Genomic DNA, 14,084 nt, shown 5'->3' with positions numbered 1-14,084 from the left:
CGGGCAACGGGAGGGGATGAGCCGTACCGGTCAGGCCTGGGGAGGGGTCAGGCCTGGGACAGGAACGGGCACGGGGTCAGACCTGGAGGTCGGGTCCTATCCGGTTGCGCACCGCGGTCTGGACCTCGGCCTCCTCGGCCGGGTCGGCGGCGAGGCGGCGGAGCCGCTCGGCGACCCGTACGTCACCGGTCTCGGCGTGCTGGGCGGCCACCTCGCGGGTGGTCTCCTCGCAGTCCCAGAGGCACTCGACGGCGAAGCCGGTCGCGAAGGTGGGGTCGGTGGCCGCGAGGGCGCGGGCCACCCGGCCGCGCAACTGGGACGAGGACGTCTCGCGGTAGACGTGGCGGAGCACGGGCGCGGCGCAGGCGATGTCGAGCCGGCCCACTCCGTCGACGAGGACGGCGAGCTCGGGAGCGTCGGGGCCGGCGGAGCGGATGGTCCCGCGCAGCGCCCCGAGGACGAGACCGGCGTCCTGCGCCGTACCGCGGCAGGCGAGGACCTCGGCGGCGGCGGTACCGAGTTCGTCGGTCCGCCGGACCCAGGCGCGGGCGCGGGCGACGGCGTCCTCGCCGCACATCCGCCGGTAGGCGGCGACGGCGGCCTCGGCGACCGTGTGCGAGCCGCCGTCGACGGCGGCCTCCACGAGGTCGAGGACGGCGGGGTCACGTGACGCGGCGAGGTGGTGCAGGGCGGCGCCCCGCGCCCCCGTCGAGCCTTCGCGGGCGGCGGCGAGGAGTTCGGGGCGGTCCTCGGGACCGGCGACGGCGGCGAGGCAGCGCGCGGCGGGGCCGTCGAGCACGGCACCTCGCTCGTACCCCTCCTGCGCCCAGTCGAGGACGGCCCGCACGCTCCAGCCGGGGCGGGGGCCGGCCGGGCGCATCTGGCGCTGCCAGCGGTCGAAGGAGCCCTGTTCCTGGGCGGCCCTGACTCGGGCGCCGACGGCGTCCCGCTGGTCCTCGGCCCACAGCCGCCAGGGCCGGGGTTCGAAGGCGTCCCGCACGACGCCCGCCAGCTCGGCCTCGCCCGCCGGGTCGGCGGGGAAGCGGGCGAGCACGGGGAGGGCGAGCCCGCGGAGCCCGGCGTCGTCGTCGCGCAGGGCCAGCTCGTCCAGGGCCCAGGCCCAGTTCGTGCCGGTCGCCGCGTAGCGCCGGAGCAGGAGCAGGGCGTCCTGGCGTCCGTAGGAGGCGAGGTGCCCCAGGACGGCGAGCGCGAGCCCGGTCCTGGACTCCTCGGGGTCGAGGTGGTCCTCGGCACCGAAGAGGTGCGCCTCGATCTCGTCGAGACCTCCGTGGAGGTCCAGGTAGAGACGGGCGTAGTAGAGGGAGCGGTTCTCGACCTGCCAGTCGTGGCGGGGGTCGGCGAGAACGCAGTGGCTCAGGGCCGCGAGGGCCTCGGCACGTGGCGCGGCGAGCGCGTGCAGGGTGCCGTCGCCGCGGCCTCTCTGCAGCATGCCGAGCAGGGTGCCGCTCGGCGCTATGACTGGATCGAACATGGAAGACGCCTCACATCAAGCTGTCGACACGACCGGGGGAAACCGGGATGACCCGGGTCAGGCGATACATCTCTGTACGCCTAGGCCGTGCGGCAACATGTCGGGCCGCCCGTCGTCCTGCGCTTGCCAGTGACCATCTTCCTCTGCCTCTCGTCGGTGGCCCGGTCCGCCGGGCCCGACGTCATGATGACCCACCCATTTCGCCACCGCGACCACATTTACGACGCTGCTCTCACCTGGGGTTCAGTACCCGTTCACCGGGCTCCGAAGAGCTCCAGGAGTTCGGTCTTGCCGAACATGCGGGCGGTGTCGACGGCGGACGGAGTCCCGGACTCCGGATTCGCGCCGCCGGCGAGCAGGGCGCGGATGACGGCGTCCTCGCCCTTGAAGACGGCGCCCGCGAGCGGGGTCTGGCCGCGGTCGTTGGCGCGGTCGGCGTCGGCACCGCGCTCCAGGAGGGCCGAGACCGCGGCGGCGTGGCCGTGGTAGGCGGCGAGCATGACGAGGGAGTCGCCCTTGTCGTTGGTGAGGTTCGGCGGGACGCCCGCGTCGACATAGGCGGCCAGGGCGTCGGCGTCCCCCGTGCGCGCGAGGTCGAAGACCTTGGACGCCAGCTCGATGACCTCGGGGTCCGGAGTCTCGCTCATCGGGTGGAACCGCCTCTCTCCTGCAGTGATGACCTGCGCACGGCAAGCGCGGCCGTACGAGTGAATCGACAGGGTACTGCCCGTCGGGTGACATGACCGCGCCCCACTGAGGCAAAGATCACCGCGATCCGCACCCGGCCCGCTTCTAGCGCACCACCGGGTTTTCGCCACCCGGGGAGACATCCACTGTGCGCCGGTGCAGTGAAATCAGGCGAATTTCACTCTAATGCACCTTTAGTCACATAGATACTTGCTGTGAACCTGGAAGGACTCATGGTGACTGTCCCCTCAACCAGGAGAACACCAAATGATCCTGTCCATCTCAGGCGTGGTCCTGCTCGGCATCATCTGCTTCCTGTTCTTCAAGAAGGACGGGATGAAGGCCTCGCACGCCCTCGTCAGCGCTCTGTTCGGCTTCTACCTCGCGGGCACCGCCATCGCCCCGAGCATCACGGCGGGCGGGCAGAGCCTCGCCGGTCTCCTGGGCGGAATCAAGTTCTGACGCCCCGAGGGGGCGTCGGAACCTGCCCCCTCAACCAGCCCCCTTCCACGAAACCAGGAGTACGACGTGGCCCGGCGACCACTCCCCCGCATTCTGAGCAGCGGCAGCGCGCAGATCGCTCGTAGCCGAGAGATCGCGCGCACGGCCGCCGACAGCGCCACCGACGTGCTCCATCCGCTGATCACGGTCTCCCGTGGTCTGCGGAAGCTGGCCGCGACCGCGCGCGCCAAGTGGGCCGCGACCCCCAAGGAGCGGCGCGGTCCCACGTTGCTCCTGGTCGCGGCCTGCGTCCTGGTCGTCGCCCTCGTGCCGTACGGGCCGCTGCTCGCGCTCGTCACGCTCATGGGCGCCGCCGCGTGGAAGGGGCGCGAACGCCCGGTCGTCAAGACCGGGCCCGACGACGCGGAGATCGCGCGGCTCAAGGGCCTGTACGAGGCCCTCGTGCCGTACTTCTCCGTCCCCGACGACCCCGCCCCGCTCTTCGCCCACGGCGGCGACTGGACCGGCGCCTTCGCGGAGTACGCCTTCGACGAGGACGGGCGGCCCACCCGGCTGAAGATCGCGTACCCCCCGTACTTCACCGACGGCGAGCCGGCCGCGCGCGCCCGCATCGAGCAGCTGCTGCACGCCAAGTCGGGGCGCGGCCGCGAGTACCACTTCGACTGGGACGAGGAGGGCAACCGGCTCGTCATGAGCGTGCTGCCCGCCCTGCCCACCACCATCGCCGCGCAGCGCTTCGTCACCGTGCCGGGCGAGACCGTGCTCGGCTTCACCGACGGGGACGCCGTGCAGCGGACCGTGCCCGTCGTCGCGGCGGACGGCACCGAGGACGCGCCGGCCGTGGTCTGGCGCACCGGCCCCCGCTCCGCCGAGCCGCACCTGCTGGCCGTGGGCCAGCCGGGCAGCGGCACCACCTCCCTGCTGCGCTCGATCGCGCTCCAGGCCCTTCCGCACGGGGACGTCCTGATCGTCGAGGGCGGCGGCACCGGCGAGTACGCCTGCCTGACCGGCCGCGACGGGGTCCTCGCCGTCGAGTGCGGGCTCTCCGGGGCCCTGGCCAGCCTGGAATGGGCGGCGCACGAGACGGAGCGCCGGCTGATCGCCGCCAACCGCGCCCGGCAGGCGGGTCATCCCGCGCCGGAGGACACCCGGCGGCCGCTGTGGATCCTCCTGGACCGACCGGGCATCCTCGGCCACCTGGCCGCCGCCGACGGCCGCCCCGACCCGCAGGAGCTGCTCCAGGTGCCGCTGCGGCACGGCCGCGCGGCGCAGGTCACGGTGGTGGTGGCCGAGCAGTTCGACAGCACGGACACGCTGAGCGAGACGGTACGGACCCACACCCGGGCGCGGATCGTGCTCGGTCCCGCCACCCCCGAGCAGATCGAGTCCGTCCTCGGCTCCGCGCCGCACACCACGCCGACGCCCCAGGTGCCGCCGGGCCGCGGCTACGCGCGCCTCGGTACGGGCCCGGTGCTGCGGCTCCAGGTGCCGGCGACGCCCGACCCGTACGACGACGCCACGAGCGAGTCGCACCGCCAGGCCGTCCTCGCGCTCCTGCCGGAGCGCCGGACGGCACCGGCCGACACCGTGGCGATCGACACCGTGGCCGTCGAGACGGTGACGGTCGGGGCGATCCCTGCCTCGACCTCGACCTCTGTCTCGGTCTCGGTCTCGTCCAAGGCGCCCGATCCGGCCCCCGCTCCCCGCCACGAGCCCGATCCCGCCCCTGCCTCTGCCTCTGCCCCCGCCATGCCGCGCTACGAGCCCGACTCCGCCCCGCGCCTCGCGCCGGACCCGGGCCCGGCGCCCCGCCACGCTCCGGTCGCCGCCGAGGGCTGAGGCGCCCCGCCGAGACGCCGAGAGGCCGGTACGGACCCACGGTCCGTACCGGCCTCTCGCTCTGTGCCCCCGCAACCTTCCCCGAGACCTACGCGACGAACGAGCGGGGCGATTCCACTCCCCCGCCCACCCCCGACTCGACCAGGCGCGCCGCGGCGGCCAGCCGGGCCGCGGCCTCGTCGGCGACCGGGCCGCCGACCGTGAAGGGCAGCCGGATGAAGCCCTCGAAGGCGCCGTCCACTCCGAAGCGCGGGCCCGAGGGGACCCGGACGCCGACGCGTTCGCCCGCCTCGGCGAGCCGGGAGCCGGAGAGCCCGCCGGTGCGGACCCAGAGGGTCAGCCCGCCGCGCGGGACCGAGAACTCCCACTCCGGCAGCTCCCTGCGGACCGCGGAGACGATCGCGTCCCGGTTCTCGCGTGCCTGCGCGCGCCGGAGGGTCACGGCCTCCTCCCAGCCGCCGGTCCCCATGAGCCAGTTCACGCCGAGCTGTTCCAGGACGGGGGTGCCGAGGTCCGCGTACGCGCGGGCGGCCACGAGGGAGCGGATGACGTCGGGCGCGGCCCGGACCCAGCCGATCCGCATGCCCGCCCAGAAGGCCTTGCTGGCCGAGCCGACCGTCAGGACCGTCGAGCCCGCCGGGTCGAAGGCGCAGACCGGCCGGGGCATCTCCAGGTCGTCGTCGAGGTGCAGCTCGGTCATGGTCTCGTCGACGACGAGGACCGTGCCGGCCGAGCGGGCCGCGTCGACGAGCTGCCGCCGCTGGTCCTCGTCGGCCAGCGCGCCGGTCGGGTTGTGGAAGTCGGCGACGACGTACGCGAGGCGGGGCGCGGCGTCCCGCAGCACCTGGCGCCAGCGGCCCATGTCCCAGCTGCCGAGCCCCTCGGACATGGCGACGGGGACGAGCCGGGCGCCGGCCTCCCGCATGAGCTGGAGGATGTTGGCGTACGAGGGCGACTCGACCGCGACGCGCTCGCCCCGCCCGGCGAAGAGGTGGCAGATGGCGTCGATGGCGCCCATGGCTCCGGTGGTCACCATGATCTGCTCGGGCATGGTGGGGATGCCGCGCGCGGTGTAGCGGTCGGCGAGCGTCTGGCGCAGCGCGGGCAGCCCGGCCGGGTAGTCGCCGTGCGTGTGGGCGTACGGCGGCAGCTCCTCCAGGGCGCCCTGGACGCCCCGGGTGAGCCACGGCTCGGGCGCGGGCAGCGCCGCGCAGCCGAGGTCGATCAGGGAGCCGAGGGCCTCCGGGGGCAGCGGTTCGAGGCCGCGCGCGGGCAGCGGGTTCCCGGCCGGTACGGCCGTCCAGCTGCCGGCCCCGCGGCGCGACTCCAGGAAGCCCTCGGTGCGCAGCGCCTCGTAGGCGGCGGCCACCGTCGTCCGGCTGACGGTGAGGGCGACGGCGAGCTCCCGCTCGGCGGGCAGGCGGGCGGCGACGGGGACGCGGCCCTCCAGGACGAGGAGTCGGATGCCGTCGGCGAGGGCCCGGTAGGCGGGCGGCTTGCGGGCGCCGGGTCCTGCGGGCCGCGGCTGCTGTGCCTGGAGCTGCCGGGCGAGCTGAGCCGGCCCCACCGCCGAAGTCCACTGAGCCATCGAAATCAGTCCACCTTCATCGAATTGGCCATGGTTGGCACCCGATACCCCGCCACAGAGTGTCATGAGCCAGTCCACTACCACCACCCTGGGGGGAAGTCCCTTGTCCATCGCCTCCGGCCTCCACGGCCGGCACCTCACCCGTCGGCTCGTCCAGCTGTACGTCGGTCTGACGCTGTACGGGGTGAGCTCGGCGCTCCTGGTGCGCAGCGGGCTCGGCCTGGAGCCCTGGGGCGTCCTCCACCAGGGTCTCGCCGAGAAGACCGGACTGACCATCGGAGTGGTCTCGATCATCGTCGGGGCGGCGGTGCTGCTCCTGTGGATCCCGATCCGGCAGAAGCCGGGCCTCGGCACCGTCTCCAACGTCTTCGCGATCGGCATCGCGATGGACGGCACCCTGGCGCTCGTCCCGGACGTCCACGGCCTGGCGGGGCAGGTGCCGCTCCTCGCGCTCGGCATCGTCCTGAACGGCGTCGCCACCGGCCTGTACATCGCGGCGCGGTTCGGTCCCGGCCCGCGTGACGGGCTGATGACCGGTCTGCACCGGCTCACGGGCCGGTCGATCCGGCTGGTGCGGACGGCGATCGAGGTGGCCGTCGTCGCGACCGGCTTCGCGCTCGGCGGCTCGGTCGGCGTCGGCACGGTCCTGTACGCGCTGGCGATCGGGCCGCTCGCCCAGTACTTCCTGCGCTGGTTCGCCGTACCCGAGCCGGAGTCCGAGGGCCCCGGGGCCGCCGGGGCCGCCCCGGAAGAGCCGTCCGTCCGCCCGGAGGTCGCCCCCGAGACACCGGGACAGGCCATACTGCGCCCGTGACTCGCGTACGCCACCCCTATCTCGACCACCCCTCCCCCCTCCCGTTCGCCCACCGCGGCGGCACGGCGAACGGCCTGGAGAACACCGCGGCCGCCTTCCGGCTGGCCTCCGCGGCGGGCTACCGCTACTTCGAGACCGATGTGCACACGACGGCGGACGGGGCTCTCGTCGCCTTCCACGACGCGACCCTCGACCGGGTCACGGACGCCTCGGGCCGGATCCGCGACCTGCCGTGGGCGGCGGTGCGCGAGGCCCGCGTGGCGGGCCGGGAGCCGCTGCCGCTCTTCACCGACCTCCTGGAGGAGTTCCCGGAGGCCCGCTGGAACGTGGATCTCAAGGCCGAGTCGGCCCTGGAGCCGCTGGTGGACCTGATCCGCAGGACCGGCGCCTGGGACCGGGTGTGCGTGGGGTCCTTCACCGAGTCCCGCGTGGCGCGGGCCCAGCGCCTCGCGGGTCCCCGGCTCGCGACCTCGTACGGGGTGCGCGGGGTCGTCGGGCTGCGGCTGCGCTCGCTGGGCATCCCGGCGGCGGTGCGGGCGGGCGCGGTGGCGGCGCAGGTCCCGGAGCGCCAGGCCGGCATCCCGGTGGTGGACCGCCGTTTCGTCCGGGAGGCGCACGCGCGCGGGCTCCAGGTCCACGTCTGGACGGTGAACGATCCGGACCGGATGAACTCTCTCCTCGACCTCGGCGTGGATGGCATCATGACCGATCATCTGGAGACGCTGCGCTCGGTGCTGACCGAGCGGGGGGCGTGGGTCTGAGCACGCGTCGAGCCGGCGCGGCGGCGGATCACGGGGACGAGCGAGGGGGCGCGGCCTTGACCGCAGACACCACCGAACCGGAGGAGTACGCCACCGGTGCCGCCGAGCGGCGGCGCGAGCAGCGCGGCTGGTACTTCTACGACTTCGCGTGCTCGGTGTACTCGACGAGCGTCGTGACCGTCTTCCTCGGCCCGTACCTGACCTCGGTGGCGCGGGCGGCGTCCGACGCCGAGGGCTTCGTGCACCCGCTCGGGATACCCGTGCGGGCCGGCTCGCTCTTCGCGTACGCCGTGTCGGCCTCGATCATCGTCGCGGTCCTGGTGATGCCGCTGGTGGGCGCGGTGGCGGACCGTACGGGCCGGAAGAAGCCGCTGCTCGCGGCGGCGGCGTACCTGGGCGCGGCGGCCACGGCGGGGATGTTCTTCCTCGCGGGCGAGCGCTACCTCCTCGGCACGTTCCTGCTGATCGTGGCGAACGCCTCGCTCGCGGTGTCGATGGTGCTCTACAACGCCTATCTGCCGCAGATCGCGGAGCCGGACGAGCGGGACGCGGTCTCCTCGCGCGGCTGGGCCTTCGGCTACACGTCCGGCGCGCTGGTCCTGGTCCTGAACCTGGTCCTGTACTCCGGGCACGACTCGTTCGGCCTCACCGAGGGCGAGGCGATCCGGATCTGTCTCGCCTCGGCCGGTCTGTGGTGGGGCGCCTTCACGATCATCCCGCTGCGGCGGCTGCGCGACCGGCACGTCCGCGCGGACGCGGGCGCCGAGCGGGCAGGCGCGGTCGGCAGCGGCTGGGGCCAGCTGCGGGCGACCCTCAAGGACATGCGCCGGCATCCGCTGACGCTCTCCTTCCTGCTCGCCTATCTGGTCTACAACGACGGCGTGCAGACGGTGATCTCGCAGGCCTCGGTGTTCGGCTCGGAGGAGCTGGGCCTCGACCAGACGACCCTGATCACGGCGGTGCTGCTGGTCCAGGTGCTCGCGGTGGCGGGCGCCCTGGGGATGGGGCGACTCGCCCGGACGCACGGTGCCAAGCGGACGATTCTCGGCTCGCTCGCGGTCTGGACGCTGATCCTCGCGGCGGGCTACTTCCTGCCGGCCGACGCGCCCGTGTTCTTCTACTGTCTGGCGGCCGCGATCGGCCTGGTCCTCGGCGGCAGCCAGGCCCTGTCGCGCTCGCTGTTCTCGCATCTGGTGCCGCGCGGCAAGGAGGCGGAGTACTTCTCGGCCTACGAGATGAGCGATCGGGGACTGAGCTGGCTGGGTCCACTTGTGTTCGGTCTCGCGTATCAGCTGACCGGAAGCTATCGGGATGCCATCATCTCTCTCGTGATCTTCTTCGTCGTCGGTTTCGCCCTGCTCGCCCGGGTCCCGGTGCGACGCGCGGTGGAGGAGGCGGGCAACCCGCTGCCGGAACGAATTTAGACGCGGAAGTGAAAGGCCGGTAGTGTACGCCTTTGGCCTGCCAGGCGGACCGTTACTGCGTGCTGCTTTGGTGAAGACAGTGAGTTACATCTGCCGTCAGATGTGACAAAACGGGCACTGGTGGGTACAACAAGGGGCGGCACGACGGGCGACGCATGACCCGGCACGGGAATCTTTACCGCCGACCGGACGTTGACCGGATAACGACGACAGCGACACCTGTCCTGTGGGCGACAAGCCCGGGAGGCACGATTCATGAGTGAGCGAGCTCTTCGCGGCACGCGCCTCGTGGTGACCAGCTACGAGACCGACCGCGGCATCGATCTGGCCCCGCGCCAGGCCGTGGAGTACGCATGCGAGAAGGGCCATCGTTTTGAGATGCCCTTCTCGGTGGAAGCGGAAATTCCGCCGGAGTGGGAGTGCAAGGTCTGCGGAATCCAGGCACTCCTGGTGGACGGGGACGGACCTGAGGAGAAGAAGGGCAAGCCTGCGCGTACGCACTGGGACATGCTCATGGAGCGTCGCACGCGCGAGGAGTTGGAGGAGGTCCTTGCCGAAAGGCTGGCCGTCCTGCGCTCCGGCGCCATGAACATCGCCGTGCATCCGCGCGACAGCCGGAAGTCCGCCTAGCGGTAACCCGGACGAACAACGCCGCGGGGCCCGGTACACACATTGTGTACCGGGCCCCGCGGCGTTTTCGCGTACACACCGCACCCCGGAGAACCCCAGAGAAGAGGGCATCCGCGCACCCCCGAAGGGATGCGCGGAGTACGGCGTGGGTCAGGGCATCAGGGGCGGGCGCGGTTCCTCGGGCCGACGGGGGCCCTGGTTCGCGTCCTCGCGGACGACCTCGCCCTGGACGACCTTTCCGTCCGGGCGGTGGATGCGCGCCTGCTGGAAGGCGTCCTGGAGGCTGCCGGGAGGTGCGGCGGTCATACGGCGCTCGACGGCCTTCTCCGCGTACCGCCCGAGGAACGAACGGACCTGCGGGATCAGCAGCAGGAGTCCGGCCGCGTCCGAGACGAGGCCGGGGATCATCAGGAGCAGGCCGCCGAGCATCAGGAAGCCGTTGCGGTCCTCCGCGCCGGTCCGCGCGTCCGGCGAGGGCGCCTCGCCGGCCTGCGCCGCCGCCTGGGCCTGCTGGAAGGTCGTGGTCAGGTTCCGGAAGGCGCGCCGGCCCGCCCGCTTCACCACGGTGGCGCCGAGTACGGCGCCACCGACGAGCAGGGCGAGCACGGTCAGCGCGCCCGTCGCGTTCGCCACCACCGTGAGCAGCCAGATCTCCAGGACCAGCCAGGCGGCGACGGCGAGGGGAAGAAACGTGCGTGCGCGGGAGCGCTTGGGGGCGAGGGGAGGCGGTGCGCCGGTCGTCATGGTCCCCAGTGTGCCTGGCACCCCGCCGGAACGTCGTAAAGAAAGGATCAGTACGCGCGACGGGGGCAGGCCTCCCGCGGAGGCGTCAGGGAGCGGTCAGGAGGACTTGCGGCCGAGCAGTCGGCCGACCTTCTCCGCCCGTGCCGTCAGGCCCCAGCCGGTGACCCGCCACAGCGCCTCGACGACGATGTTCCGGCTCATCTTGGAGTCGCCGATCTCGCGCTCGACGAAGGTGATCGGGACCTCGACGACGTGGAAGCCCGCGGCGACCGCGCGACGGGCCAGGTCGACCTGGAAGCAGTAGCCCGCCGAGGCCACGTCCTCCAGGCCCAGGCCCTCCAGGGTCTCCTTGCGGAAGGCCCGGTAGCCGCCGGTGACGTCGCGGATCGGCACGTCGAGCATCACGCGGGAGTAGAGGCTGCCGCCCCGGGAGATGAACTCGCGGGACTTCGGCCAGTTCACGATCCGGCCGCCCGGCACCCAGCGGGAGCCGAGGACCAGGTCCGCGCCCTTGAGCGCGGTGAGCAGCCGCGGCAGCTCCTCGGGCTGGTGCGAGCCGTCCGCGTCCATCTCGACGAGGACGCCGTAGCCGTGCTCGATGCCCCAGCGGAAGCCGGCGAGGTAGGCGGCGCCGAGCCCCTCCTTGCCCTTCCGGTGCAGGACGTGGACGTGATCGTCCTCGGAGGCGATCTCGTCCGCGAACTTGCCCGTACCGTCAGGGCTGTTGTCGTCGGCGACGAGAACGTGCGCCTCGGGTACGGCCTCCCGCACCCGCGCGACGATCGGCTTGATGTTCTCCGCCTCGTTGTAGGTCGGAATGATCACCAAGGCCTTGCCGAGCGGGCCGTAACGCCTCTGGCCACCGTCGTTCACTACTGCCCCTTCGGATACAAACACAGGACCCCACCATAGCGAGGTCCTCGGAGTGCTCCGGCGCGGTGGTTGCGCGGTTACGGGACATAAGGGGGCGGTTGCCGTGCGGTGCGGGGCCCGACGTCCTTCGGTCCGACCTGGGATCCGCTGGCTGCGGGTCGACCGAGAGCCGTTGTCTACTGAACGTCCGGGCCCCACCCGGGTCGCACCTTCCGCCGGAGAAACCTTCCCTCGCGGCCGAGGCGCGGGCGGCGGTCGGCGAACCGCGGGGCGGTTTCAAACGGTCGGACGTCCTGTGGTGGACGCGGAGAACCTACCCGCCCCCGCCCGTCGGCTGTCAACACCCGCTTGACCTGCGGAGATTCCCTGAAAGGCCAGGCCGGAGGGGAAGATCCGCAGGTCGGGGACAAGCGTGCGGGGCGGTGATCCGTGGGCGGAAATATCCCTACATCACTCGTTCGGCCGTACGAACACCGTCTGTCCGTACACCACTGTGCGCAGGCAGACGGGGAGGTCCGCGCCGGGCGTCAGATCGGGCAGACCGGGCGTCCCGGAGCGGGGGTCGGTGGACCAGCGGGCCACCCGGCCGTCGGGCGCCTGGACGAGGAGCTCGCCGGTGCGCCAGACCGCATAGTCGGCCGGGGCGCCGGGGACGAGCGTCCCGGCGTCGTCGCGGCCCACGGCCCGCCAGCCGCCCCGCGTGTGGGCGGTGAAGGCGGCCCGGACGGAGATCCGGTGCTCGGGGGTGCGGTGGAAGGCGGCGGCCCGGACGGTGCCCCACGGGTCGAGCGGGGTGACCGGGCTGTCGGAGCCGAAGGCCAGCGGCACACCGGCGCGCAGCAGCGCCGCGTACGGGTTGAGGGTCCGGGCCCGCTCGACGCCGAGGCGGTCGGCGTACATGCCCTCCTCGCCTCCCCAGAGCGCGTCGAAGGCGGGCTGGACCGAGGCGGTGAGGCCCAGCTCGGCGAAGGCGGCGACGGTCTCGGGGGTGAGCATCTCGGCGTGCTCGACGCGGTGCCGGGCGGCCCGGATCCGGGCGAGGCCGAGCTTCTCCGCGGCGGCGCGGACGCCTTCGACCACGGCGGTGAGGGCGGCGTCCCCGATGGCGTGGAAGCCGGCCTGGAGCCCTGCCTCGGTGCAGGCCACGACATGGGCGGCGACGGTGGGCGCGTCCAGGTGGGCGGCCCCCGTGGGGGCGGTGCCGGCGTGGGCCGCGTGGTCCGCGTACGGCTCGTGGAGGCAGGCGGTGTGGGAGCCGAGGGAGCCGTCGGCGAAGAGGTCGCCGGCCGCGCCGAGGGCGCCCAGCGCGCGCGCCCGCTCGATGTCGAGGTCCGCCCAGTAGCCCACGACCCGGGGCCCGGCCTCGGTGCGGGCCAGGTCCAGGAGGCCGGTGAAGTCCTCCTCGGAGGAGATCTGCGGGCCGCCGCACTCGTGCAGGGTGCCGATGCCGAGGGAGGCGGCGTGGCTCCGGGCGGCGCGCTGCGCCTCCGTGCGCTGCGCCGGGGAGACGGCGGCGAAGGCGGCGGCGCGGACGGCGTGATGTGCGTCACCCGTGAGCGGCCGCTGTCCGTCGTGGAAACCGTCCAGGTCGCGGACGCCGGGGACGAGGTCGAGCAGGGCCGTCGTGACGACGGCCGAGTGGACGTCGATCCGGGTGAGGTAGAGCGGACGGCCGCCGGTGAGCCCGTCGAGCTCGGCGCGGGTGAGCGCGCGGCGCTCGGGCCAGCGGGAGGCGTCCCAGCCGTGGCCGATGAGGATGCGGTCCGCGGGGCGGGCGGCGGCGTGGGCGCGGATCAGCTCCGCCGCCTCGGCGAGCGAGGCGGCGGCGGACAGGTCGAGCCCGGTGAGGGCGAAGCCGGTCGCCGTGGTGTGCACGTGCGCGTCGACGAACGCCGGGGTGACGAGCGCGCCCTCCAGGTCGACCACGTCGTCCACGCCGGAGGCGAAGGCGTCGGCCGCGCCCTCAGAGCCCACCCAGGCGACGTGTCCGCGCTCCACCACCATGGCGGTGGCGAAGGGATCGGCGGGGCTGTGGACTTCCCCGCCGCGCAGCAGCACGGTGCGGTGTTCGGCGGCGGAGGCGGACGTCTCGGACGCCGCGGATCCCGCGGACATGGACTCACTCATGCGACCAGGCTAGGACCTGCGGGGACCCGGTTTGTCCGGCAGGTCCCCCGTCGCCCGCCGGACGCGCGGTCAGACGCGCGGCGGCCGGGCCTCGTACGGGGTGGACAGGACGACGGTCGTCCGGCTGGAGACCCCGGCCTGCGAGCGGATGCGGCTGAGCAGGTGTTCCAGCTCCAGCGGCGTGGCGACCCGGACCTTGAGGATGTAGTTCTCGTCGCCCGCGACGCTGTGGCAGGCCTCGATCTCCGGGATGTCGGCGAGCCGGTCGGGGGTGTCGTCGGGGGCGCTCGGGTCGAAGGGTTTGACCGAGATGAAGGCGGTGAGCGGCAGGCCCACGGCCTCCGGGTCGACGACGGCGGCATAGCCGCGGATGACACCGCGCTGCTCGAGCCGGCGGACGCGCTGATGCACAGCCGAGGTGGACAGGCCCGTGGCCTTGCCCAGGTCGGTGTAGCTCATGCGCCCGTCCTTGACGAGCAACTCGACGATCTGACGATCCAGCTCCTCCATGCGGTGACCCTAGTGCGCCGCAGGTGTCCGGGGACAGCCGAGGGCGACCCGTATAGGGCGCTATGGGCTGTCACGGGGCACCTGCGCCGGGCATGTGACGAACGCCACAGGTTTGCGCCGGGCCCGACGCGCC

13 protein-coding genes are annotated in these 14,084 nt (G+C 73.2%); 6 read left to right on the top strand and 7 right to left on the bottom strand.

What is annotated here, in order from left to right; genetic code table 11:
• Positions 1–76: 76 nt before the first annotated feature.
• Both ACFC0G_RS32860 and ACFC0G_RS32855 read right to left on the bottom strand, forming a co-directional pair.
• Positions 77–1,492, bottom strand: a complete 1,416-nt coding sequence (locus ACFC0G_RS32860) for a HEAT repeat domain-containing protein (RefSeq protein WP_376410463.1) — start codon at positions 1,490–1,492, stop codon at positions 77–79.
• 254 nt (positions 1,493–1,746) lie between these two features.
• Positions 1,747–2,139 carry an ankyrin repeat domain-containing protein gene (locus tag ACFC0G_RS32855; protein ID WP_376410460.1) on the bottom strand — a complete coding sequence of 131 codons (393 nt, stop codon included), beginning with the start codon at positions 2,137–2,139 and terminating at the stop codon, positions 1,747–1,749.
• Between the two features lie 307 nt (positions 2,140–2,446).
• Here ACFC0G_RS32855 and ACFC0G_RS32850 point away from each other — a divergent pair, with 307 nt between their 5' ends.
• Both ACFC0G_RS32850 and ACFC0G_RS32845 read left to right on the top strand, forming a co-directional pair.
• Positions 2,447–2,641 carry a hypothetical protein gene (locus ACFC0G_RS32850; protein WP_015032212.1) on the top strand — a complete coding sequence of 65 codons (195 nt, stop codon included), beginning with the start codon at positions 2,447–2,449 and terminating at the stop codon, positions 2,639–2,641.
• Positions 2,642–2,707: 66 nt separating this feature from the next.
• On the top strand, positions 2,708–4,480 hold the full coding sequence (locus ACFC0G_RS32845; RefSeq protein WP_376410457.1) for a hypothetical protein: 1,773 nt from the start codon (positions 2,708–2,710) through the stop codon (positions 4,478–4,480).
• A gap of 88 nt (positions 4,481–4,568) precedes the next feature.
• Here ACFC0G_RS32845 and ACFC0G_RS32840 read toward each other — a convergent pair whose 3' ends face one another.
• Positions 4,569–6,068: a PLP-dependent aminotransferase family protein gene (locus ACFC0G_RS32840; protein WP_376410454.1), complete on the bottom strand. Its 1,500-nt coding sequence runs from the start codon at positions 6,066–6,068 to the stop codon at positions 4,569–4,571.
• Positions 6,069–6,171: 103 nt separating this feature from the next.
• Between ACFC0G_RS32840 and ACFC0G_RS32835 the strand changes: the two genes are divergently transcribed.
• From ACFC0G_RS32835 to ACFC0G_RS32820, 4 genes are all read left to right on the top strand, one after another.
• A complete protein-coding gene (locus ACFC0G_RS32835; protein ID WP_376410451.1) occupies positions 6,172–6,882 on the top strand; it encodes a YitT family protein in 711 nt (236 codons plus the stop codon).
• Positions 6,879–7,643, top strand: a complete 765-nt coding sequence (locus ACFC0G_RS32830; RefSeq protein WP_376410448.1) for a glycerophosphodiester phosphodiesterase — start codon at positions 6,879–6,881, stop codon at positions 7,641–7,643. Before ACFC0G_RS32835 ends, ACFC0G_RS32830 begins: the two co-directional genes overlap by 4 nt.
• Positions 7,644–7,699: 56 nt before the next feature.
• Positions 7,700–9,067, top strand: a complete 1,368-nt coding sequence (locus ACFC0G_RS32825) for an MFS transporter (RefSeq protein ID WP_376410445.1) — start codon at positions 7,700–7,702, stop codon at positions 9,065–9,067.
• Positions 9,068–9,322: 255 nt separating this feature from the next.
• A complete protein-coding gene (locus ACFC0G_RS32820; RefSeq protein ID WP_015032218.1) occupies positions 9,323–9,697 on the top strand; it encodes an RNA polymerase-binding protein RbpA in 375 nt (124 codons plus the stop codon).
• 150 nt (positions 9,698–9,847) lie between these two features.
• Here the strand turns inward: ACFC0G_RS32820 and fxsA are convergent, their stop codons facing one another.
• From fxsA to ACFC0G_RS32800, 4 genes are all read right to left on the bottom strand, one after another.
• Positions 9,848–10,441 carry an FxsA family membrane protein gene (gene fxsA, locus ACFC0G_RS32815; RefSeq protein ID WP_376410442.1) on the bottom strand — a complete coding sequence of 198 codons (594 nt, stop codon included), beginning with the start codon at positions 10,439–10,441 and terminating at the stop codon, positions 9,848–9,850.
• Positions 10,442–10,537: 96 nt separating this feature from the next.
• On the bottom strand, positions 10,538–11,314 hold the full coding sequence (locus ACFC0G_RS32810; RefSeq protein WP_024760804.1) for a polyprenol monophosphomannose synthase: 777 nt from the start codon (positions 11,312–11,314) through the stop codon (positions 10,538–10,540).
• Positions 11,315–11,764: 450 nt separating this feature from the next.
• Positions 11,765–13,429 (bottom strand): amidohydrolase, encoded by a 1,665-nt coding sequence (locus tag ACFC0G_RS32805; RefSeq protein WP_376410569.1) that lies wholly within the window; start codon positions 13,427–13,429, stop codon positions 11,765–11,767.
• An 81-nt stretch (positions 13,430–13,510) separates the two neighbouring features.
• Positions 13,511–13,951 (bottom strand): Lrp/AsnC family transcriptional regulator, encoded by a 441-nt coding sequence (locus tag ACFC0G_RS32800; protein ID WP_015032222.1) that lies wholly within the window; start codon positions 13,949–13,951, stop codon positions 13,511–13,513.
• Positions 13,952–14,084: the final 133 nt, after the last annotated feature.

Origin of the sequence: Streptomyces sp. NPDC056169, assembly GCF_042268445.1 — a bacterium.
In the GTDB taxonomy this organism is placed as follows: domain Bacteria; phylum Actinomycetota; class Actinomycetes; order Streptomycetales; family Streptomycetaceae; genus Streptomyces.
Note: the sequence above shows the minus strand (reverse complement) of the source record. Positions and strands in the feature narration are given on the sequence as shown.